This window comes from Variovorax sp. F042 (genome assembly GCF_057814215.1).
The window spans coordinates 129,099-149,613 of sequence record NZ_JBVASX010000006.1 but is presented as its reverse complement, the minus strand read 5'-3'; the positions used below and the strand labels follow the sequence as shown (position 1 = coordinate 149,613).

Annotated in this window: 18 protein-coding genes; 10 read left to right on the top strand and 8 right to left on the bottom strand. The window is 66.6% G+C overall.

Annotated features, from left to right (window positions below; translation table 11 throughout):
* Positions 1 to 28 precede the first annotated feature (28 nt).
* From ACZYSP_RS20205 to ACZYSP_RS20190, 4 genes are all read right to left on the bottom strand, one after another.
* Positions 29 to 481 carry a YidB family protein gene (locus ACZYSP_RS20205; protein WP_218132223.1) on the bottom strand — a complete coding sequence of 151 codons (453 nt, stop codon included), beginning with the start codon at positions 479 to 481 and terminating at the stop codon, positions 29 to 31.
* 101 nt (positions 482 to 582) lie between these two features.
* Entirely contained in the window at positions 583 to 1,941 is a 1,359-nt protein-coding gene (locus tag ACZYSP_RS20200; protein WP_489016140.1) for a M20/M25/M40 family metallo-hydrolase, read from the bottom strand.
* A gap of 94 nt (positions 1,942 to 2,035) precedes the next feature.
* A complete protein-coding gene (locus tag ACZYSP_RS20195) occupies positions 2,036 to 2,755 on the bottom strand; it encodes a 16S rRNA (uracil(1498)-N(3))-methyltransferase (RefSeq protein ID WP_489016138.1) in 720 nt (239 codons plus the stop codon).
* 69 nt (positions 2,756 to 2,824) lie between these two features.
* Entirely contained in the window at positions 2,825 to 3,922 is a 1,098-nt protein-coding gene (locus ACZYSP_RS20190; protein ID WP_489016136.1) for an aminoglycoside phosphotransferase family protein, read from the bottom strand.
* A gap of 235 nt (positions 3,923 to 4,157) precedes the next feature.
* Between ACZYSP_RS20190 and ACZYSP_RS20185 the strand changes: the two genes are divergently transcribed.
* From ACZYSP_RS20185 to rsmA, 3 genes are read left to right on the top strand one after another with little or no spacing between them, the layout of a single operon-like run.
* Positions 4,158 to 6,674, top strand: a complete 2,517-nt coding sequence (locus ACZYSP_RS20185; RefSeq protein ID WP_093055024.1) for an LPS-assembly protein LptD — start codon at positions 4,158 to 4,160, stop codon at positions 6,672 to 6,674.
* Between the two features lie 21 nt (positions 6,675 to 6,695).
* Positions 6,696 to 8,102 carry a peptidylprolyl isomerase gene (locus tag ACZYSP_RS20180; RefSeq protein ID WP_354336482.1) on the top strand — a complete coding sequence of 469 codons (1,407 nt, stop codon included), beginning with the start codon at positions 6,696 to 6,698 and terminating at the stop codon, positions 8,100 to 8,102.
* Positions 8,103 to 8,106: 4 nt separating this feature from the next.
* Positions 8,107 to 8,880: a 16S rRNA (adenine(1518)-N(6)/adenine(1519)-N(6))-dimethyltransferase RsmA gene (rsmA, locus tag ACZYSP_RS20175; protein ID WP_093076415.1), complete on the top strand. Its 774-nt coding sequence runs from the start codon at positions 8,107 to 8,109 to the stop codon at positions 8,878 to 8,880.
* A 60-nt stretch (positions 8,881 to 8,940) separates the two neighbouring features.
* Here the strand turns inward: rsmA and ACZYSP_RS20170 are convergent, their stop codons facing one another.
* The 4 genes from ACZYSP_RS20170 to ACZYSP_RS20155 form a co-directional block, all read right to left on the bottom strand.
* Positions 8,941 to 9,084 carry a hypothetical protein gene (locus ACZYSP_RS20170; protein ID WP_176928788.1) on the bottom strand — a complete coding sequence of 48 codons (144 nt, stop codon included), beginning with the start codon at positions 9,082 to 9,084 and terminating at the stop codon, positions 8,941 to 8,943.
* Positions 9,085 to 9,161: 77 nt separating this feature from the next.
* Positions 9,162 to 9,587 carry a barstar family protein gene (locus ACZYSP_RS20165; protein WP_086011111.1) on the bottom strand — a complete coding sequence of 142 codons (426 nt, stop codon included), beginning with the start codon at positions 9,585 to 9,587 and terminating at the stop codon, positions 9,162 to 9,164.
* Positions 9,588 to 9,637: 50 nt separating this feature from the next.
* Entirely contained in the window at positions 9,638 to 10,051 is a 414-nt protein-coding gene (locus ACZYSP_RS20160) for a guanyl-specific ribonuclease (protein WP_093055030.1), read from the bottom strand.
* Between the two features lie 180 nt (positions 10,052 to 10,231).
* Positions 10,232 to 12,580: an NADP-dependent malic enzyme gene (locus ACZYSP_RS20155; RefSeq protein ID WP_093055032.1), complete on the bottom strand. Its 2,349-nt coding sequence runs from the start codon at positions 12,578 to 12,580 to the stop codon at positions 10,232 to 10,234.
* Positions 12,581 to 12,757: 177 nt separating this feature from the next.
* Between ACZYSP_RS20155 and ACZYSP_RS20150 the strand changes: the two genes are divergently transcribed.
* The 7 genes from ACZYSP_RS20150 (at position 12,758) to ACZYSP_RS20120 (ending at position 20,513) form a co-directional block, all read left to right on the top strand.
* Positions 12,758 to 13,807: an SPFH domain-containing protein gene (locus ACZYSP_RS20150; protein WP_093055034.1), complete on the top strand. Its 1,050-nt coding sequence runs from the start codon at positions 12,758 to 12,760 to the stop codon at positions 13,805 to 13,807.
* 103 nt (positions 13,808 to 13,910) lie between these two features.
* Complete coding sequence (locus ACZYSP_RS20145; RefSeq protein ID WP_093076413.1) at positions 13,911 to 15,407, top strand: DUF4178 domain-containing protein; 1,497 nt, start codon at positions 13,911 to 13,913, stop codon at positions 15,405 to 15,407.
* 57 nt (positions 15,408 to 15,464) lie between these two features.
* Positions 15,465 to 15,683, top strand: a complete 219-nt coding sequence (locus tag ACZYSP_RS20140) for a DUF350 domain-containing protein (RefSeq protein ID WP_019653703.1) — start codon at positions 15,465 to 15,467, stop codon at positions 15,681 to 15,683.
* Positions 15,680 to 17,236 carry a polyamine aminopropyltransferase gene (locus ACZYSP_RS20135; protein WP_307614778.1) on the top strand — a complete coding sequence of 519 codons (1,557 nt, stop codon included), beginning with the start codon at positions 15,680 to 15,682 and terminating at the stop codon, positions 17,234 to 17,236. Before ACZYSP_RS20140 ends, ACZYSP_RS20135 begins: the two co-directional genes overlap by 4 nt.
* A 7-nt stretch (positions 17,237 to 17,243) precedes the next feature.
* A complete protein-coding gene (locus ACZYSP_RS20130; protein ID WP_354336487.1) occupies positions 17,244 to 18,887 on the top strand; it encodes an FAD-dependent oxidoreductase in 1,644 nt (547 codons plus the stop codon).
* On the top strand, positions 18,884 to 20,026 hold the full coding sequence (locus ACZYSP_RS20125; protein ID WP_354336489.1) for a saccharopine dehydrogenase family protein: 1,143 nt from the start codon (positions 18,884 to 18,886) through the stop codon (positions 20,024 to 20,026). The genes ACZYSP_RS20130 and ACZYSP_RS20125 overlap by 4 nt, the downstream gene beginning before the upstream one ends.
* The gene (locus tag ACZYSP_RS20120) at positions 20,007 to 20,513 is read left to right on the top strand and encodes an SRPBCC family protein (protein WP_354336492.1); all 507 of its coding nucleotides are present in this window, start codon (positions 20,007 to 20,009) and stop codon (positions 20,511 to 20,513) included. Before ACZYSP_RS20125 ends, ACZYSP_RS20120 begins: the two co-directional genes overlap by 20 nt.
* The last annotated feature ends 2 nt before the right edge of the window (positions 20,514 to 20,515 follow it).

Below are 20,515 nucleotides of genomic sequence, written 5' to 3'. Positions count from 1 at the left end.
GGAATCCTGGAGAACGCAGTCCGTCAGTTCAGGACTGCTTGCCTTGCAGCAGACCGCTGAGCGAACCCAGCAGGTCGTCGTGGTTGCCCAGCCCCTGGTCGGGGACCTTGCCGTGCGGCGTGAGCTGGTCGATGAGCGCCGGCAGCATGGTGGCGAGCATCGGCAGCAGCGTTTGCGCATTGATGCCGAGCTTGGACGCGATGCTGGCGATGGTGTCGCTGCCCAGCGCGTTCTGCAGCTGGTCGCCCGAGACCGGCTGGTTTTCTCCCTTGCCGATCCACGAGCCGATGACGTCGCCCATGCCGGCCTGCTCGAACTTCGAGACCAGACCGCCCAGGCCGCCCTGCCCGCCGTTGTTGGCGAGCAGGCCGCCCAGCGCGCCGGCCAGGCCTCCCAGATCGCCCAATCCGCCGCCTTGCGGTTGCTGCTGTTGCGCAGCGCCTCCGAGCACTTGACCGAGTACCGAATCGAGCAATCCCATGGCTGTTTCCTTGGTGTGTGACAGAACCGTCTGCATTGTTAAATGCCGCGGACCGTAAGCAGAAAGTGGCACGTCCACTTTCGAACTGGCAACGTGACAAATTACTTGGTACGCGCTGTCCGTTTGGGGAGCAATGCGGGGCTGATCCCCTGCACGCCCACCAGGCCCAGCACGGTAACCAGCGAATTCTGCGCGCCTTTCCATGCATCTGTCACGTCAATGGACTCGCTCAACGAATGGAATCCGGAGGCCTTGCCGCCACCGCCGACGATGATCGCGGGAATGCCCAGCGCGATCGGCACGTTGGCGTCGGTGCTGCCGCCGCGCAGCAGCGTCTTGTTGCCGAAGGCGGCGTTCGAGCGGATCGCGGCCTCGACGATCACCGAATCGGGCGGCGTGCGGCCGCCGGGGCGGTCGCCGATGAGCTTGGTGCTAACGCTCAGCGTGCTCACGTTCCAGCGCTTGTTTTCCTCGACCACTGCTTCGTCGATGGCGGCCAGAATCTTCTTCTCCGTTTCGAGAAGCGAGGCCATGTCGTCGGAGCGGATGTCGATGGCCATGCGCGCATCTGGCGCGATGGTGTTGACCGAAGTGCCGCCGCCGACCGTGCCGACAGTGAACGTTGTCTTCGGGAAACTCGGCGTGCGGATATCGGCGATCTTCGCGATGGCGCGGCCCATGCCGTGGATGGCGCTGGGCACCTGGCCGAACGCGCCGAAGCTGTGGCCGCCCGGGCCCTGGAACGTGACTTCGTAGCGGTGGCTCGCGGTGCCGAGCACCAGCACCGCGCCCGGCGACGACGGCTCCAGTCCCACCATGCCGTCGATATCGAGGTTGTCGCGAAAGATGGCCTTCATGCCGCGCAGGTTGCCGAGTTCTTCCTCGCCGACGTTGGCGACGATCATCAGGTCGCCCACGGTCTGGATCTTGTTTTCGTTCAGCACCTTGAGCCACGACAGAAGCACCGACAGGCCGCGCGTGTCGTCCGCGATGCCGGGCGCGTGCAGCCGGCCGTCGTGCTCCTTCACCTTCACGTCGGTGCCGGCGGGGAACACGGTGTCGAGGTGGGCCGAGATCAGCAGCTTCGGGCCGCCGCCGATGCCCTTGCGCAGGCCGACCACGTTGCCTTCGGCGTCGATCTTCGCGTGCGTCAGTCCCAGCGCCTTCATGCGCGCGAGAAACGCCTCGGCGCGCTTGTGCTCCTTGAAGGGCGGCGCCTCGATCTCGGTCAGCATCTTCAGGTCTTCGACCGAGTGTTCATGGTCGGCCTTGACCGCGTCGAGCAGCTTCTGGATGGCGGGCGAGGCCATCAGCTGGGTGTAGGCCTTGTCGACCTCGGGGCTGACTTGCGTGGGCGTGGGGGCGACGGCCTGGCTCTGGGCGAGCGCGCCCTGTGTGGCGCACAGCAGCGCGGCAATAACGAGAGGTGCAAGGCGCAGAACGCTTGGCAGGCGGGACATCGGCAAAAGTCCTTCTTTTGTCTTAATGAAGTAACGATTGTTTCCCAAGCTTTCCGCGCGCGCGTCGCGGAAAACACCCACCTCGCGGCCCTGCCTAGAGTCCGGCCAGGGACACCAGCGCGGCCAGCGCCGCCGTTTCAGCGCGCAACACGCGCGCGCCGAGGGTGATGGGAGCGAAGCCGCGGGCGATGGCCTGCTGTTCTTCGGTGCTGCTCAGGCCGCCTTCGGGGCCGCTCAATACAGTCACGCCTTGGTCGTTCGGGGCTTGAAGTGTGTCGGCGAGGCTGCGTGTGCCCTCGGCAAGGCTCAGCACGAGGCGCACGGCCGAGGCTTCATTGGTTTCGAGCCAGCCCGTGAAGGACTGCACCGGATGGATCACCGGCACGCGGTTGCGCCCGCACTGCTCGCAGGCCGCGACCGCGATCGCCTCCCAGTGCGCCCGCTTCTTCTCGGCGCGCTCGCCCGACAGGCGCAGCACGCCGTGGGCAGTGGCCAGCGGCTGGATGCTCGCAACGCCGAGCTCGGTGGCTTTCTCGACCAGCCAGTCCATGCGCTCGTTGGCCGGCATGCCGACCGCAAGGTGCACGGCGCGGGGCGCTTCCCGCTCCACCGGCAGGTGGGCGCCGACGGCCACAGCGACGTCGCTGCGGCCCATGTGCTCGACCGTGGCTGCATATTCGCCGCCCGCGCCGTCGAACAGCGTGATCGCATCGCCGGGCTGCATCCGCAGCACCTGCACGTGGCGCGCGGCGCCGGGCGGCAACGCCAGGCTGACGCCGGCGCTCAGCGGCACGGAACAGTGAAAACGCGGCATGCTATGAAATCGATAGCTGCGAGCGACCGTTGTACGGCCGTCACAGGGTGGTGCTTTTTCAGTTTTCCTTCAGACACGGCCGTAGGCGAAGCCCGTGATGGCCGAAGTGCCCTCGATTTCGTCGATCACGCGCAGCAGCGGCGTCAGCTCCATGTAGCGGCTGGCGGTGGCGCGGATGTAGGCAATGAAGCGCGGCGTGTCGGCCAGGTACTTGGGCTTGCCGTCGCGCAGCGTGAGGCGCGCGAAGATGCCGGCCACCTTCAGGTGGCGCTGCAGGCCCATCCACTCGACCGCGCGGTAGAAGGCGCCGAAGTCTTCGTCGACAGGCAGGCCGGCCTTGCGCGCAGCCGTCCAGTAGCGGATGGTGATGTCGAGCACGAACTCCTCGTCCCAGCTCAGGAAGGCATCGCGCATCAGGCTGGCGATGTCGTAGGTGACGGGGCCGTACACGGCGTCCTGGAAGTCGAGCACGCCGAGCGCTGCTCCGTTGCCGATCATCAGGTTGCGCGGCATGAAGTCGCGGTGCACGTAGACGGCGGGCGAAGCGAGGTTGCTGTCGACGATCAGCTTGAAGCTGCGATCGAGCCGCTCCTTCAGCTTGCCTTCGACGGCGATGCCGCGGTGGCGGCCGATGTACCACTCGGGGAACAGCGACAGTTCGCGCTCGAGCAGCGCCCGGTCGTAGGGGGGCAGCACGCCGGGCTTGGAGGCCAACTGCCAGCGGATCAGCGCGTCGATGGCCTGGTCGTAGAGCGGGCGGCTCGCGTCGGGCTTCGCCGGATCGATCACGTCCAGCATGGTCTGGCGGCCCAGGTCGTCGAGCAGGAGAAAGCCGTTCGGCTTGTCCCATTCGAGCACCGTGGGGGCGAGCACGCCGGCGCCGGCCATCAGCTGCGCCACCTGGACGAAGGGGGCGCTGTTCTCCTTGTCCGGCGGCGCGTCCATCACGATGCGCGTGGGGGCGGCGGTGTCGGCGGTGTCGAGGCGGAAGTAGCGGCGGAAGCTCGCGTCGACCGAGGCGAGCCGCACGGTGTCGGGCAACAACCGGTGGGCAGGCGCGATGGCGGCCAGCCAGCCCCGGAACACTTCGGCCCGCTGCGGATCAGTCCAGAGGATGGTCTCGGCGGGGCTTGGGGCTAATGAGGCCGGAGGCGGGGATGCTGTCATGGATAATCGATTCTACAAATCCGCCTGGCGCGGCAATCCCCCTTGGCCGGCTTCCGGCCGATGCGGGTTGCTGCCGGCCCCTGCAACCCGCCGGCCTGCCGCGCCGTCCCCCGACGATCTTTCGTTCCGAACCGATGCCTACGACCCAAAGCCCTCACGCTTGGCACCTTGTGCGCTCGCTGCCCTTCCCGGGCGAGTCGACTGCTTTCCTCGGAACGGCTGGGCGGGAGGCCTGATGAACCGACGTCGTGTCGCCCCGCGGCGCTCGCGCCCGCCGCTACCGCTGGCTGTTTTGTCGCTGGCCCTGATGCACGCACATGGCGCCTCCGCGCAGACGGCCGGCAACTTCGACGCTCCGCTCACCCTGAAGCGCACGCCGCTGCTGACCGAAACCCTGACGCCCGCGGACCGCGGCCAGATGCCCAGCATCGTCACCGGCGACCGCATCTCCGGCCGGCCCGACCTGGAAACCGTGGTCGAGGGCAACGCCACGCTGCGGCGCGGCGCCGTGTCCATCACCGCCGACCGGCTCGAGTACTACCAGCCCGACGACCGTGCCAAGGCCACCGGCAACGTGCGCGTCAACCAGGCCGGCAACGTGTACGAAGGCCCCGAGCTGCAGCTCAAGCTGGAGACCTTCGAGGGCTTCTTCAACAACGTGCGCTACCAGTTTCTCGTGAACGAAGCGCACGGCGAGGCCAAGCGCATCGACTTCGTCGACGCCAACGTGTCGATCGCCCGCGAAGCCACCTACACCACCTGCCGCCGCGAAGACTTCCCGGGCTGGATGCCGGCCTGGTTGCTGACCGCGACCACGATGACCACGGACACCGAGGAAAACGAGGGCGTGGCCAAGAATGCGCGGCTGAGCTTCATGGGCATCACCACGCCGCCCATTCCTAGCGTGAGCTTCCCGCTGTCGAACGAGCGCAAGAGCGGCCTGCTGCCGCCCACCATCGGCATCGACAACACCAACGGCATCGAGATCGCGCAGCCGTACTACTGGAACATCGCGCCCAACCGCGACGCCACGATCACTCCGACGATCATGAGCAAGCGCGGCATCAATTTCAGCAACGAGTTCCGCTACCTCGAGAAGGGGTACAACGGAACGATCCGCTTCGACCTGATGGGAAGCGACCGCCTGATGGGCCAGCGTTACCCCGATCTCGGCAGCACCAAGCGCTGGGGCGTGTGGGGCACGCATCACCAGGACTTCGATGCCAAGGCGCTGGGCCTCGACTCGCTGTCGGCCAACATCAGCATCAACCGGGTCAGCGACAACGACTACTGGCGCGACTTCACGCGCACGCCGTCGCTCGCGCAGCGCCAGCTGCCCAACGATGCATCGCTCAACTGGAGCAAGGGCGACTGGAGCGGCATCGTCCGCACGCTGAAGTACCAGAACCTGCAGTACGACTTGTCGCCGATCGTGCCGGCGTACGACAAGATGCCGCAGATCACGGCCAACTACAACAAGTACGACTGGCACGGCTTCGACGTTTCGCTGAACCTGGACTACACGCACTTCCGCGTGAACACGATCCTGCCGTCGCAGCTCGGCTACGACGCCACCCAGCAATCGCAGCCCGACGGCGACCGTGCCATGGCCGTCGCCTCGATCAGCCGCCCGTTCATCACGCCGAGCTCGTTCGTCATCCCCAAGCTGATGCTGAACGCGGCCTCGTACAACTACTACCTGCCGCAGTCGTCCATTCCGACGGTCACGGTCAACGGTACCCAGTACGTCAACGGCCAGGTCTACAACCCGAGTTCGCTGTATTTCTTCCCGACCTCCAGCAACCGGGCGGTGCCGACCTTCAGCCTCGACAGCGGCCTGACTTTCGAGCGCGACGCCAACTACTTCGGACGCGCCTTCCGCCAGACGCTGGAGCCGCGTGCCTACTACGTCTACACGCCGTATCGCAACCAGAGCATGCTGCCGAACTACGATTCGGCGGCCAACGACTTCAGCTTCGCGACCATCTACACCGAGAACGCGTTCTCGGGCGGCGACCGCGTCTCGGACACCAATGCCCTCACGCTCGGCGTGACCTCGCGCCTGATCGATCCGGCCACCGGCGTCGAGGCCGCGCGCTTCGGCATCGCGCAGCGGCTGCGCTTCAGCGACCAGAAGGTCACGCTGCCCGGCGGCACGCCGGTGACCGACCGCGCGAGCGACCTGCTCGTGGGCGCCCAGATCAACTGGACGCCCAAGTGGAGCCTGGACACCCTCGTGCAGTACAACCCCGACACGCGCAAGTCGGAGCGCTCGGCCATCAGCGCGCGCTACAACCCCGAGCCGTATCACAACCTGAGCGCGGCCTTCCGCTACCAGGCGCCCAGCACCCCGACCGCGACCGACGGCAGCAAGTCGATCGACGTGGGCTGGCAATGGCCCATCAACGACCTGTGGGGCGACAAGGGCAAGAACCTCGGCCCCGGCAAGGGCCAGGGCGGCGGACGCTGGTATGCGGTCGGCCGGCTCAACTACAGCTTGCAGGACAAGAAACTCACGGACGGCGTGCTCGGCTTCGAGTACGACGGCTGCTGCTGGATCGGGCGCGTGGTGCTGCAGCGCATCACCACGGGCCAGGTGACGGCGAACACCCGCATCATGTTCCAGCTCGAATTCGTCGGCTTCTCCAGCATCGGCTCCAGCCCCATGCAGGCCCTGCGGCAGAACATCCAGCGCTACGAACCCCTGCGCCAACCGGGCGAAGCGCCGAGCCGCTTCACCAATTACGACTGAGACGACTGACTGAGCGACGCCATGAAATACATCCGTTCCATCATCACCCTGGGCTGCCTCGCGGCAGTGGCTGCAACGTCGGGTGCGCAGGGCTTCCGCTCCGGCACCGGCATCACGGACATCATGCGCGCCGGGCCGCGCCTGGGCCCGCCGGCCGCGCGGCCGTCGACGGCGCCTGCCGCGGCGCCCGTGCAGCGCTCGGCTGAATTCATCGTCGCGCTGGTCAACTCGGAACCCATCACCAACACCGACGTGCAGACGCGCGTGTCGCGGCTGATCAAGGAGAACCCGGACGCAGAGCGCGTTCCCCGCGGCGAGCTCACCCGGCTCGTGCTGGAGCGGCTGATCACGGAGCGTGCCCAGCTTCAGCTCGCGAAGGAAAACGGCATCAAGGTCGACGACGTAGCCATCGACCAGGCCGAGCAGACCGTGGCGCGTCAGAACGAGATCAGCCTGATCGAGCTGCGCCGCCGCGTGGCCGCCGAAGGCATCGCGCAGCAGGACTTCCGCAACGACCTGCGCGACCAACTGCTGCTCACGCGCCTGCGTGACCGCGAGGTCGAGTCGAAGGTCAAGATCAGCGACGCCGAGGCCGACGAATACCTGCGCGACCAGCGCAATCAATCCGTCAAGAACGCGGCGCTGGAAAACCTCAACCTCGCGCAGGTGCTGGTGGCCGTTCCCGAGAACGCCACCGACGCCCAGGTGGCCGCGGCACAGAAGAAGGCACAGGACCTCGCCCAGCGCGCCCGCGCCGGCGAAGATTTCGCCAAGCTGGTGCGCGAGAACTCCGATTCGCCGGACCGCGCCAACGGCGGCGCCATCGGCATGCGCAGCGCCGACCGTTATCCGTCGCTGTTCGTCGAGGCCACGCAATCGACCGCGGTGAACGGCATCGCCGGGCCCGTGCGTTCCAGCGCCGGCTTCCACGTGCTCAAGGTCATCGCCAAGGCCCAGATCGGGTCGGGCGACGCCACGGTCACGCAGACCCAAGTGCGCCACATCCTGCTGCTCAACGACCCCAAGCGCACCACGGCGCAGGCGGTTGCGCAATTGGCCGAATTCAAGCGCCGCGTGCAGGCCGGCACTGCCGACTTCGCCGGCCTTGCCCGCGACAACTCGCAGGACGGCAGCGCCAAGGACGGCGGCGACCTCGGCTGGTCGCGCCCGGGCCAGTTCGTGCCCGAATTCGAGGAAGCCATGGACCGGCTTGCGCCGGGCCAGATCAGCGACCCCGTGGTGTCGCGCTTCGGCGTGCACCTGATCCAGGTGGTCGGCCGCCGCGATTCCAAGCTCAGCCAGTCGGAGCAGCGCGAAGCTGCGCGCACCGCGCTGCGCGAACAGCGCGTAGAGGAGGCTTTCACCACCTGGGTGCAGGAAGTGCGTGCACGCGCCTACGTCGAATACCGCGACCCACCGCAATCCTGATTCGATGGCACACATCGCCAGGAAGCGGTTCGGGCAGCACTTTCTGTCCGACGGGGGGATCATCGATGCGATCGTGCGCGAGATCGCGCCGCAGCCTGGCGACGCCATGGTCGAAATCGGGCCGGGGCTCGCGGCGCTGACGCAGCCGCTGGTCGAGCGGCTGGGCCGCCTCACCGTGATCGAGCTCGACCGCGACCTCGCCAAGCGCCTGCGCGAGCATGCGCAGCTCGACGTGATCGAGTCCGATGTGCTGAAGGTCGACTTCGCGGAACTGGCCGCCAGGTTCCCGGCCAAGCCGCTGCGCGTGGTGGGCAACCTGCCCTACAACATCTCCACGCCTATCCTGTTTCACCTGCTGGGTAGTGCCCATCTGGTCGCCGACCAGCACTTCATGCTGCAGAAAGAAGTGATCGACCGCATGGTGGCCAGGCCCGCCACCTCGGACTACAGCCGCCTGAGCGTGATGCTGCAGTGGCGCTACGAGATGCAGAACGTGCTGTTCGTGCCGCCCGAGAGCTTCGACCCGCCGCCGCGCGTGGACAGTGCCGTGGTGCGGATGGTGCCGCTGGCGACGCCGCCGGCGGTCGATGCGGCCCGTCTGGGGGAGATCGTGCAGGTCGCCTTCAGCCAGCGCCGCAAGCTGCTGCGGCACACGCTGGGCAAATGGCTGCAGGAGCACGGCTTTGCCGGTGAATTCGATGTCCAGCGGCGGGCCGAAGAAGTGCCCGTCGACGAATACGTCGCTCTGGCCCAGGCCATCATCCCGCGAAACCCATGAAAAAAAGCCCGTCTGCGACGGGCTTTTTAACGGAGGCTGCAAACGCCTAAGCCTGCTTGCTTATGCGGCGGCGAGCCAATAACCCGCATTGAAGGGGCTGCTCATGCGCAGCGCCAGGGGCGACACGTCGACCAGTTTGTCGGTCGGCATTTTTTCGCCGGCCGGTTCGGTGGAGGCGGCCGCTGCGGTTGCGGTGGTGTTCACTTCGATGCCATCGAGGGTTTCAGCGTTCGGCTGAGCCTCGTTCGCCCGTTCTGCTTGGCTGGTAGATGCAGAACGGGCTACAGAAAAGAATAGAAGCACCGGAACGGGACCTTGCGGTCGCCCCAGTAGTCCGAGGCGTCGCGGAAGATGTCGAGCAGCTGCTCGCGCGCTTCCTTGTCGAACTTGGCGTTGGCCGGGATCTGCTCCAGCACGATGACGAAACCTGGCTGCGGGCCCGATTTATGCAACGGGTCGGTCATGCAGTCGTACAGCGCGTCGAAGTTCTTCCCGAAGTGGGCCGGGAACGTGAACTGCTGCGCGATCAGGTCGAGCACGTCCTGCTTGGTCTGGGCGTTGCCCAGGTTGGCGTACAGGAAGTGCTGGCCGGCCGCGTTGGCCGCGTCCTGCAGGTCGTTCACGCGGAACGCGCGGATCGATTGCACGATGTTCGGGCGTACGGCACGAAGGGATAAGGTCATCTCCGCTGGTCTTTCCATAGTCATCATCATTTCTTCGGGGCGCTTCGGGGCGCCGCTCAGGTCGTTTTCATCGCTCATGGCGCAATCCGTCTGAAACTCGCATAGTGGTCTGCGGTGTACCAACAGGCCTCGGGCGTCGTGCGTTGTTCACCGCCGCAGACGATTCGTTGTGCACCACGGTTGCGCGAACCGGGCGTCGTAACCGTGTACTCGCGGTAGTGGCCGCGGCGTGCGGGTGGCAAAAGACGCTCGCGATTGCCGAACACCGTGCCGTCCTTGTCATACCGGAAGGGACCGCCACTCAGGATGGCCTGGTAGGTTCGTTGGCCCTGTGCCGGCAATTCGGACAGAGCGATCGTTTCCTCGGTGGACGTTTTTCCGGCGCCGAACCATCCGCGGGCCTCGGCCCCCGTCGTCAACGCCACCAGCATCAGACTGGTGAGCGCAAACTTTGTGACAGAGGACGTGATCGAGGCGTAAGCCGCCATGGGGCACCACAAGAAAAGAGCGGGGGGTTCGAATCGGCGATCAACGTCGGGTTAACCCGCAAATTCAAGCCCGCGAGTGTGCACCACGCTGGCGAAAATAGCAAGCGACTGCTCAAAGTTTGAGCAGTCGCGAGGGGATCGAGTGGCGCTTTAAGTTGGCGGCCACTCTCGCCAAATGGCTTATCTCTCGGCGTTTGCGTCAGCCACTGTCAAGGCTGTCATGTTCACGATGCGCCGAACAGTCGCACTTGCCGTGAGAATGTGCACAGGTTTGGCCGCGCCAAGCAGAACCGGGCCGATCGCGATATTGCCGCCTGCCGCTGTCTTGAGCAGGTTGTAGGAAATATTGGCCGCGTCGATGTTCGGGAAAACCAACAGGTTGGCGTCACCCGCCAGCGCGCTGTGCGGCATGACCACCGCGCGCTGCTTACTGTCCAGTGCCACGTCGCCGTGCATTTCGCCGTCCACTTCCAGCCAGGGCGCCTGCACGCGCAGCAGGTCGAGCGTCTTGCGCATCTTGATGGCGCTGGGCTCGTTGCTGGTGCCGAAGTTGGAATGCGACAGCAGCGCCGCCTTCGGCTTCAGGCCGAAGCGCATCATTTCCTCGGCCGCCATGGTCGTGATTTCGGCCAGTTCCTCGGGCGAGGGGTCGTAGTTGACGTGCGTGTCGACCAGGAACACCTGGCGGTCGGGCAGCAGCAGGCCGTTCATGCAGGCGTACACCGGCACGTCCTGCGGCGTGCTCTCGCAGCCGCCGGGGCGCTTGCCGATCACCTGGTCGATGTAGTGCAGGTGGATCAGCGTGGTGCCCCAGGTGCCGCAGATCATGCCGTCCACCTCGTCCTTGTGCAGCAGCATCGCGCCGATCAGCGTGAGGCGGCGGCGCATCTCGATCTTGGCGACCTGGGCGGTGATGCCCTTGCGCTCGGTCATGCGGTGGTAGGTCTGCCAGAAGTCGCGGTAGCGGCGGTCCTGCTCGACGTTGACGATGTCGTAGTCGAGCTCTTCCTTCAGCCGCAGGCCGAACTTCTCGATGCGCTGGGCGATGATGGCCGGGCGGCCGATCAGCGTCGGGCGGGCAAGGCCTTCGTCGACCACGATCTGGGCGGCGCGCAGCACGCGTTCTTCCTCGCCTTCGCAGTACGCCACGCGCTTCTTCGCCGCGCGACGGGCGGTTTCGAAGATCGGCTTCATCGTGGTGCCCGAGGCATAGACGAAGCTTTGCAGCTTGTCGCGGTAGGCGTCCATGTCCTTGATCGGACGGGTCGCAACGCCGCTTTCCTCTGCCGCCTTGGCCACGGCCGGCGCGATCTTCATCATCAGGCGCGGGTCGAAGGGCTTCGGAATCAGGTATTCGGGGCCGAATGACAGCTTTTCACCGACGTAGGCAGCAGCAACGCGCTCGCTCTGCTCGGCCTGCGCCAGATCGGCAATTGCGTGCACCGCGGCGATTTCCATCTCGTCGGTGATCGTGGTCGCGCCCGAATCGAGCGCGCCGCGGAAGATGTACGGGAAACACAGGACGTTGTTGACCTGGTTCGGGTAGTCGGTGCGGCCGGTAGCCATGATCACGTCGTCGCGCACCGCATGGGCGTCTTCGGGCGAGATCTCGGGGTTCGGGTTGGCCAGCGCGAAGATCACCGGGCGCTTGGCCATCTTGGCCACCATTGCCGGCTTCAGCACGCCGCCGGCCGACAGGCCCAGGAACACGTCGGCGCCCTCGATGACCTCGGCGAGCGTGCGCGCGTCGGTCTTCTGCATGTATTGGCGCTTGTCGTCGTCCATCAGTTCGGTGCGGCCTTCGTAGACCACGCCGGCCAGATCGGTCACGAACACGTTCTCGCGCTTCAGGCCGACCTTGAGCAGCAGGTTCAGGCAGGCCAGCGCCGCGGCACCGGCGCCCGAGGCCACCAGCTTGACTTCGGTGATGTCCTTGCCCGCCACCTTCAGGCCGTTGACCATGGCCGCCGCCACAGTGATGGCAGTGCCGTGCTGGTCGTCGTGGAACACCGGGATCTTCATGCGCTTGCGCAGCTCGCGCTCGACATAGAAGCAGTCGGGGGCCTTGATGTCTTCCAGATTGATGGCGCCGAAGGTCGGCTCCAGCGACGCGATGATGTCGACCAGCTTGGCCGGGTCTTTCTCGTCGATTTCGATGTCGAACACGTCGACGCCGGCAAATTTCTTGAAGAGAACGCCCTTGCCTTCCATCACCGGCTTGGACGCCAGCGGGCCGATGTCGCCCAGTCCCAGCACCGCGGTGCCGTTGCTGATGACGGCCACGAGGTTGCCGCGCGAGGTGTACTTGAAGGCGTTGGCCGGATCCTTGACGATTTCCTCGCAGGGCGCGGCCACGCCGGGCGAGTAGGCCAGCGACAGGTCGCGCTGGTTGACCATCTGCTTGGTCGCCGCGATGGCGATCTTGCCGGGAACGGGAAACTCGTGGTACTCGAGGGCGGCACGTCGCAACTCGGCGCGTTTGTCTTCGGGCGTGGGAGTCGATGAGGTCGAGGGGGTCGAATCTGACATGTGCCGTAGCTCCTGGTGGCGCTTCTTCTGGGGGCGCCGATTGTAGACCTCGGTTCGTAAAGCCATACACCGCATGGCCGGTGCCAACCATGACCAAAAGCACGGGTGCGCTGTCAAGTCGCTGTGGCAATATGCACAGTTCGGATAAAACCTGAAAAAACCTGAAGAGGAGCAACCATGGCCCTGATGGATTTCATCAAGAAACAGTTCATCGACATCATCCAGTGGACCGAGACCGGCGATGGCACGCTGGCCTGGCGCTTCCCGATGGCGGAGATGGAAATCCAGAACGGCGCCTCGCTCACCGTTCGCGAGTCGCAGGTTGCCGTCTTCGTCAATGAAGGCAAGGTGGCCGACGTGTTCGGCCCCGGCATGTACAAGCTCACGACGCAGACGCTGCCCGTGCTCACGTACCTGAAGAACTGGGACAAGCTCTTCGAGTCCCCCTTCAAGAGCGACGTCTATTTCTTCAGCACCCGCCAGCAGGTCGACCAGAAGTGGGGCACGCCCCAGCCGATCACCATCCGCGACAAGGACTTCGGTGCCGTGCGCCTGCGCGCCTTCGGCAACTACTCCTTCCGCATCGGTGACGCCAAGGCCTTCCACACCGAAATCTCCGGCACGCGCGACATCTATTCCGTGGCCGACCTCGACGGCCAGCTGCGCGGCTTGGTGCTGCAGAACATCAGCAACGCCATCGCCTCCAGCGGCGTGCCCTTCCTCGACCTTGCGGCCAACCAGATCCAGTTCGCGCAGGCGCTTGCCGCGCAGCTCGTGCCCGAGTTCGAGAAGATCGGCATCAAGCTCGAGAACATCACGGTCCAGAACGTCTCGCTGCCCGAAGAGCTGCAGAAGATCCTCGACCAGAAGATCGGCATGGGCATGGTCGGCAACGACATGGGCAAGTTCATGCAGTACCAGACGGCGCAGGCCATCCCCAAATTCGCCGAGGGCGCTGCCAACGGCGGCGGCATTGCCGGCGACGCGATGGGCCTGGGCGCTGGCGTGGCGCTCGGCCAGGTGCTCGCGCAGAACCTCGCGCAGGGCCTGAGCCCCAATGCGGCCGCGCAGGCCGCGGCAACGCAGCAGCAACCCGCCGTGGCCGTGGTGAGCCCCACCGACGTGATGACCACGCTCGAGAAGCTCGGCGAACTCAAGACCAAGGGCATCCTCACCCAGGAAGAGTTCGACGCCAAGAAGGTCGAACTACTCAAGAAGCTCGTCTGACCCGGCGCTATGTTCCCGATAGCGCCTGACGCCCGTTCGACGGGCGTCGGAAGCCTCATTGGCTTGAAAAACTCGTGGCCGTCCACGCCATGGCTGATGCGCCATGGCTGAGGAAACCGGCAACCAACGCTACTACCGCGCGCCCTGCCCCGGCTGCGGCGCGCCGGTCGAATTCCGCTCGGCGCAATCGACGCACGCGGTCTGCCCCTACTGCCAGAGCACTGTCGTGCGCCAGGGCGACACGCTCGCGCGCACCGGCAAGATGGCCGAGCTGTTCGACGACTTCAGCCCGCTGCAGCTGTTTGCCGCCGGCCGCATCCAGGACAAGCCCTTCACGCTGATCGGCCGGCTGCAGTACACCTACCCCGGCGGCCGCTGGACCGAATGGATCGCCGCGCTCGACGGCGACCGCACCGCGATCCTCAGCGAGGACAACGGCGCCTACGTCTTTGCGTTGCCCTTCGACCTGCAGCGCGCCGCGCCGCCATGGAACGAACTGCGCGTGAGCGCGACCACCGCCTTCGCCGGCCAGAGCTACACCGTCACCTCGAACGAGCAGGTGGCGCTGACTTCCGCACAAGGCGAACTGCCGCACCTGCCCGAGCTCGGCCGCCCCTTCGCGATGGTCGAGTTGCGCAGCGACAAGGGGCTGGTGCTCAGCATCGATTACGGCACCGCGACGCCCAGCGCCTACCTCGGCCGCTCGGTGCAGCTCGAAGACCTGCAGCTCACCGGCCTGCGCGAGGAATCCGCCAAGGACGAGAAGGGTCGCAGCTTCAACTGCCCCAACTGCGGCTCGCCCGTCACCGTCAACCTGGCCGACAGCAAGAGCATCACCTGCCGTTCGTGCAGCAGCATCATCGACCTGTCGCAGGGCATCGGCGGCGAGCTCAGGCACGCCACGCAGGATGAGCCCGTGCGCCCGCTCATCGCGCTCGGCAGCATGGGCCAGCTGCAGGGTGCGCAATGGCAGGTGGTCGGCTTCCAGCACCGCATGGGCAGCGAGCCCGGCGACGACGAGCAGTTCGGCTGGGACGAATACCTGCTCTACAACAAGAAGCGCGGCTTCAGCTTCCTGGTCGATGCGGAAGACGGCTGGAGCATGGTCAAGCCGACGACCGGCGCGCCGGTGATGGCCGAGAACGGCAGCACGGCCACCTACCTCAGCAAGCGCTACCAGCAGCAGTACGCCTACAACGCCGAAACGACCTACGTGGCGGGCGAGTTCTACTGGCAGGTCGAGCGCGGGCAGAAAACCTTCAACCGAGACTTCGCCAACGGCGGCGCACTGCTGTCGATGGAGCGCTCGGCCAACGAGCTGACGTGGTCGTCGGGCAGCAAGATCGACAGCGGCGCGGTGGCCACCGCCTTCAAGCTCGACACCAAGAAGGACATGTTCAAGCGCGCCGACGCGCTGCCCGTGAGCGCGGCCTCCGGGCTGGGCTGCGGCACCATCATCCTCATCATCGTCGTGATCATCATCATGCTGATCATCCTGAGCACCTGCTCGTCCCGCTGCGATCCCCGCGTCGAGAATTGTTCGTCGCGCAGCTCGGGCGGCTCGTATGGCGGCTATTCGAGTGGCGGCGGCCACAAATGACGGCGAAGATGCACGCGATGTCTGACTCTCACCTCACTACTACGACTGGAGGTCCCCATGGGATTTGAATGGTTGAAACCGGGCGTGGTCCTCGGATCGCTCGTGTACGCGCTGATCGGCGTCGTGATCTTCTGGCTCTGCTTTTTGATCATCGACAAGATCACGCCCTATGACCTGTGGGGCGAGATCGTCGAGAAGCAGAACGTGGCGCTGGGGCTGGTGGTTGCCGCGATGAGCCTGGGCATCAGCATCATCGTCGCCGCAGCAATCCATTGAACGACGCGGCCCTGCCCGCGCGCACCCCGGATGCGCGGGGGCCGCAACCCATAGAGATCGCGCTGCTCGCCAGCGTGTTCGTGGTCGCTGCCTGCGGCCTGGTCTACGAACTGAGCGCGGCCGCGCTCAGCTCCTACCTGCTCGGCGACTCGGTGCTGCAGTTCAGCACCATCATCGGCACCTATCTGTTTGCCATGGGCGTGGGCTCCTGGCTCTCGCGCTATTTCGACCGGCAACTGCCGGCGCATTTCCTTCGCATCGAGTTGATGGTGGCGCTGATCGGCGGCGCGCTGCCGGCGATCCTGTTTCTTGCCAACGCCTACGTGCCGAGCGCCTTCCGGCTGCTGCTGTACGGCCTGGTGATGGTTGTCGGCACGCTGGTGGGGCTCGAGATTCCGCTGGTGATGCGCATCCTGAAGCGCAACATCGTGCTCAAGAACCTGGTGTCGCAGGTTCTCACCTTCGACTACCTTGGCGCGCTGGCCGTGTCGGTGGCGTTTCCGCTCATCCTCGTGCCGCAGCTCGGAATGATCCGCACCGGCCTGCTGTTCGGCTTCATGAACGCGGCCGTGGCGGTGTGGGCGCTGTGGTTGTTCCGTCATGAGTTGCGCCGCGTCGGCGCGCATGCGCTGGCCTGCTTTCTCGCACTGGCCGCGCTGGTGGCGGCTTTCGTCTGGGCCGACCACATCACCACGCTGGCAGAAGACAAGTTCTACCAGGACCGTATCGTCTTCAGCGCCACCTCGCCCTACCAGCGCATCGTGGTCACGCGCGGGTTGCTGGGGCACCGCCTGTTCCTCAACGGCAACCTGCAGTTTGCAGAGCGCGACGAGTATCGCTATCACGAAGCGCTGGTGCACCCGGTGATGGCCGCGCAAGGCGCGCCGAAGAAGGTCGCCGTGCTCGGCGGCGGCGACGGCATGGCGGTGCGCGAGATCCTGAAGTACCCCTCGGTCGAGTCGGTCACGCTCGTGGAACTCGATCCGAACATGACGAAACTCTTCACCGATCACGAGACGCTGGCTGCGCTCAACGGCCATTCGCTTTCGTCGCCCAAGGTGAAGATCGTCAACACCGACGCCTTCCAGTGGCTGCAGCAGCCGGGCGACATGTTCGACGTGATCGTGGTCGACTTTCCGGATCCGACCAACTTCGCCATCGGCAAGCTCTACACCAACAGCTTCTATGCGCTGCTCGAAAAGCGCCTGTCGGCCAGTGGTTACGCGGTGATCCAGACGACTTCGCCGCTGGTCGCGCGCAAGAGCTACTGGACAGTGGCGACCACCATCGAATCGGTAGGCCTTCGCGCCACGCCGTACCACGCGCACGTGCCGAGCTTCGGCGAATGGGGCTACATCATCGCGAGCCGCCGGCCGTACCGCATGCCCGATGCCTTGCCTGCCGGCCTGCGCTTCCTGTCGCCTTCCACGCTGCCGCTGATGTTCGACTTTCCGCTCGACATGGCGCGCGTGCCGACCGAAGTGAACCGGCTGTCGAACCAGATCCTCGTCACCACCTATGAGCAGGAGTGGGGCAAGGTCATGGCGCACTAGCCACGCCATGCAGCGGCGCGAATTCCTCGGCGTGGCGGCAGGTGCGGCGGGCGTCCTGGCGCTCGCCGGCTGCGAGGCGCCGCCACCGCCCATCGAAGGCGGCTTCACCGGCATCGATGTCACGCGCGGCCACGCGATGCGCGACGGCGCGCTCAAGAGCGCCGCACCCGCCGTCGTGAAGCGCACGCGCGTAGTGATAGCCGGCGGCGGCGTCGCGGGCCTCGCTGCCGCACGCGCCCTGCGGCTTTCAGGCATCGACGACTTCGCGCTGCTCGAACTCGAAGACACCGCCGGCGGCAACGCACGCGGCGGCATCGTCAACGGCATCGCCTGCCCGCTCGGCGCGCATTACCTGCCCGTGCCCGGCGACGACGCACGCGAGGTGCAGGACCTGCTCGAAGAACTCGGTCTGCGCCGCCGCGTGGCGGGCCGATGGGAATACGACGAGGTCACCCTCTGCCACAGCCCGCAGGAGCGCCTGTTCATCCACGGCGAGTGGCAGGACGGCTTGCTGCCCATGCATGGCGTGGGCGAAGGCACGCTCGCGCAGTACCGCAAGTTCGCGCAGCGCATCGACGCGCTGCAGCACGCCGCGCACTTCGCCATTCCCACGCTGAAGGTCGCCGTCACGCCCGAGTTGCTGGCGCTCGACGCCATCACCTTCGCCACTTGGCTCGACGGCGAAGGCTTCAGCGATGCGCAACTGCGCTGGTACCTCGACTACTGCTGCCGCGACGACTACGGCGCAGGCATCGGGCAGGTGTCGGCCTGGGCCGGCATCCACTACTTCGCGAGCCGGCACGGCTTTCATGCGCCCGGCGATCCGACTGGCAGCGTCAACGACTCGAGCCCCGAGCGCGACGGCATCCTCACCTGGCCCGAAGGCAACGGCTGGCTCACGAAGCAGCTGGTCAGGTCGCTTGGTGAGCGCCTGCGCACTGGCCAGGTCGTCACGCGCATCGCCGAAGTGCGCGGTGGCGTCGAGGTCGATGCGTGGGATGCGGCCACCAAGTCCCTCGTGCGATGGCAGGCCGAGCGCTGCATCGTCGCGCTGCCCGTGTTCATCGCCGCGCGCGTGGTCGAGAACCCGCCCGAGGTGCTGAAGACCGCCGCCGCGCACGTGCGCTACGCGCCCTGGCTCGTGGCCAACGTGCACCTGCGTGGCCCGCTGGCCGACAGGCCCGGCGCCGCGCCGAGCTGGGACAACGTGATCTACGGCACCAAGGGCCTGGGCTACGTCGACGCGCGCCACCAGTCGCTCGACCCGACGCCGCGCGGCACGGTGCTCAGCTGGTACCGGCCGCTGGGCCCGAGCAGTTACGACACCGCCGACGGCCGCAAGCTGCTGCTGGAGCGCCCGTGGACCGGCTGGCGCGACGACCTGCTCGCCGAGCTGTCGGCGCCGCATCCCGACCTGCCATCGCTCGCCACGCGCATCGACATCACCCGCTATGGGCACGCCATGTCGATCCCCCGGCCCGGCCTGCTGGCGCAGATCGGCCCGCAGCGCACCGCGCCGGATACCGCGCATCGCGGCAGCGTCGTTGCAGGCCGGCTGTCGTTCGCGCATGCCGACTGGTCGGGCTACTCGATCTTCGAAGAGGCGTTCACGCGCGGGCACGTCGCGGGCAGCGACGCGGCGGCGGCATGAAGACGCTGGTGCTCGGTGGCTACGGCAACTTCGGTGCGCGCGTCTCCCGCGCGCTGGCCGGCGACCCGGGCATTGAACTGCTGGTGGCGGGGCGCGATGCGCAGCGCGCCACGGCGTTCGCAGAGTCGCTGGGCGGTGGCGCGCGCGGTGTGCGCATCGACGTGCAGGCGCCCGATCTTGCGGACGCGCTGCGCAACCTTGGCATCGCGTTGGTGATCCACACGGCCGGCCCCTTCCAGAACCAGGACTACCGCGTGCCGCAGGCCGTCGCCGCGGCAGGCGCGCACTACATCGACCTGGCCGATGGCCGGCGCTTCGTGTGCGACTTCCCGTCGGCGCAAGACGCTGCCTTTCGCGATGCGGGCCGTACAGCCGTCAGCGGGGCCAGCACAGTGCCGGCGCTTTCCTCGGCGGTGGTCGACCATCTCACGGCAGGCTGGCAAGGCATCCGCAGCATCGACATCTGCATCGCGCCCGCGCAAGGCGCGCCGCGCGGCGAGGCCACGCTGGCCGGCGTGCTCGCCTACTGCGGCGAGCCCATCCGCGTATGGCAAGGGGGCAAGTGGGTCGAGCAGCCTGGCTGGGCCGATCCCGTGAAGGTCGAGTTCGCGCGCATGAAGCCGCGCCGCGGTGCGCTCTGCGACATTCCCGATCTCGAGCTCTTTCCCGCACGCTATGCCGGCGTGCAGTCGGTGATGTTCCGCGCCGCGCTCGAAGTCGGACTGGCGCAGCACGCCTTCGCCTTCATGGCGTTCATGCATCGCATGGGCCTGCTGCCCACGCCGCAGAAGCTGGCGCCGCTGCTGCATTCGGCCGGCGGCGTGTTCGACGCGCTCGGTACCGCGCTGGGTGGCATGGTCGTGCGCGTGGAAGGCACGGATGCGCAGGGCGCGCCAGCACGCCGCGCGTGGCACGTAGCAGCCGACGACAACCACGGCCCTGAGATCCCCTGCATGGCCGCCATCCTGCTGGCCCGGCGTCTCGCGCGGGGCGATGCGCTGCCCATCGGCGCGCATGCCTGTGCCGGCCTGCTCGCCCTGTCCGGGTTCGAGCCCGAGTTCGCGCGCTGGGGCATGGTGACCGACGTGGTCGAAGAAGCGGCAATCGCAGTGGCAGGCCATGGCGCACCAGCGCTTTGAGTTCGACATGCCGGCGCCGGCCGACGTTGTCTTCGACGCTTTCCACTACCACGTGTGGCGCGCACGCTGGGACTCGCTGGTCGGCAACGCCCGCGCGGTGGGCGGTGCGCCCTGCCCGTTCGTCGGCGCCGAGACCGAGAACGTGGGCGGCGGCTGGCTGCGCGGCTTGTCGATGCGAACGCGCTTCGTGAGCTTCGACCGACCACACGTGGCGGCCGCCTCGATGATCGGCCGCTCCTTCCCCTTCAACCGCTGGGCTGCGTCCATGCGGCACCGCGACACGCAGCCCGGCCATTCGGTACTGATCTATGTCTACACCATCGAGGCCGGGCCGAAGGCGTTGCGCTGGCTGCTGGAGCCGGTGGTCGCGTGGGTTTTCGCACGGCAGACGCAGCGGCGCTTCGCGCGCATGCGCGCATTCCTGGTCACACATGCGCATGAAGTTGTCGCGTGGCAGCGCACGCACGCCGAACAAGAGCGCCCCTAACG

Excerpts from the sequence above, each read along its gene's own strand:
- ACZYSP_RS20165 (WP_086011111.1), bottom strand. The coding sequence starts at position 9,587 with ATGACTATGGAAAGACCAGCGGAGATGACCTTATCCCTTCGTGCCGTA.
- ACZYSP_RS20155 (WP_093055032.1), bottom strand. The coding sequence starts at position 12,580 with ATGTCAGATTCGACCCCCTCGACCTCATCGACTCCCACGCCCGAAGAC.
- ACZYSP_RS20205 (WP_218132223.1), bottom strand. The coding sequence starts at position 481 with ATGGGATTGCTCGATTCGGTACTCGGTCAAGTGCTCGGAGGCGCTGCG.
- ACZYSP_RS20190 (WP_489016136.1), bottom strand. The coding sequence starts at position 3,922 with ATGACAGCATCCCCGCCTCCGGCCTCATTAGCCCCAAGCCCCGCCGAG.
- ACZYSP_RS20180 (WP_354336482.1), top strand. The coding sequence starts at position 6,696 with ATGAAATACATCCGTTCCATCATCACCCTGGGCTGCCTCGCGGCAGTG.
- ACZYSP_RS20145 (WP_093076413.1), top strand. The coding sequence starts at position 13,911 with ATGGCTGAGGAAACCGGCAACCAACGCTACTACCGCGCGCCCTGCCCC.
- ACZYSP_RS20130 (WP_354336487.1), top strand. The coding sequence starts at position 17,244 with ATGCAGCGGCGCGAATTCCTCGGCGTGGCGGCAGGTGCGGCGGGCGTC.
- ACZYSP_RS20140 (WP_019653703.1), top strand. The coding sequence starts at position 15,465 with ATGGGATTTGAATGGTTGAAACCGGGCGTGGTCCTCGGATCGCTCGTG.
- rsmA (WP_093076415.1), top strand. The coding sequence starts at position 8,107 with ATGGCACACATCGCCAGGAAGCGGTTCGGGCAGCACTTTCTGTCCGAC.
- ACZYSP_RS20150 (WP_093055034.1), top strand. The coding sequence starts at position 12,758 with ATGGCCCTGATGGATTTCATCAAGAAACAGTTCATCGACATCATCCAG.
- ACZYSP_RS20200 (WP_489016140.1), bottom strand. The coding sequence starts at position 1,941 with ATGTCCCGCCTGCCAAGCGTTCTGCGCCTTGCACCTCTCGTTATTGCC.
- ACZYSP_RS20125 (WP_354336489.1), top strand. The coding sequence starts at position 18,884 with ATGAAGACGCTGGTGCTCGGTGGCTACGGCAACTTCGGTGCGCGCGTC.
- ACZYSP_RS20185 (WP_093055024.1), top strand. The coding sequence starts at position 4,158 with ATGAACCGACGTCGTGTCGCCCCGCGGCGCTCGCGCCCGCCGCTACCG.
- ACZYSP_RS20195 (WP_489016138.1), bottom strand. The coding sequence starts at position 2,755 with ATGCCGCGTTTTCACTGTTCCGTGCCGCTGAGCGCCGGCGTCAGCCTG.
- ACZYSP_RS20120 (WP_354336492.1), top strand. The coding sequence starts at position 20,007 with ATGGCGCACCAGCGCTTTGAGTTCGACATGCCGGCGCCGGCCGACGTT.
- ACZYSP_RS20160 (WP_093055030.1), bottom strand. The coding sequence starts at position 10,051 with ATGGCGGCTTACGCCTCGATCACGTCCTCTGTCACAAAGTTTGCGCTC.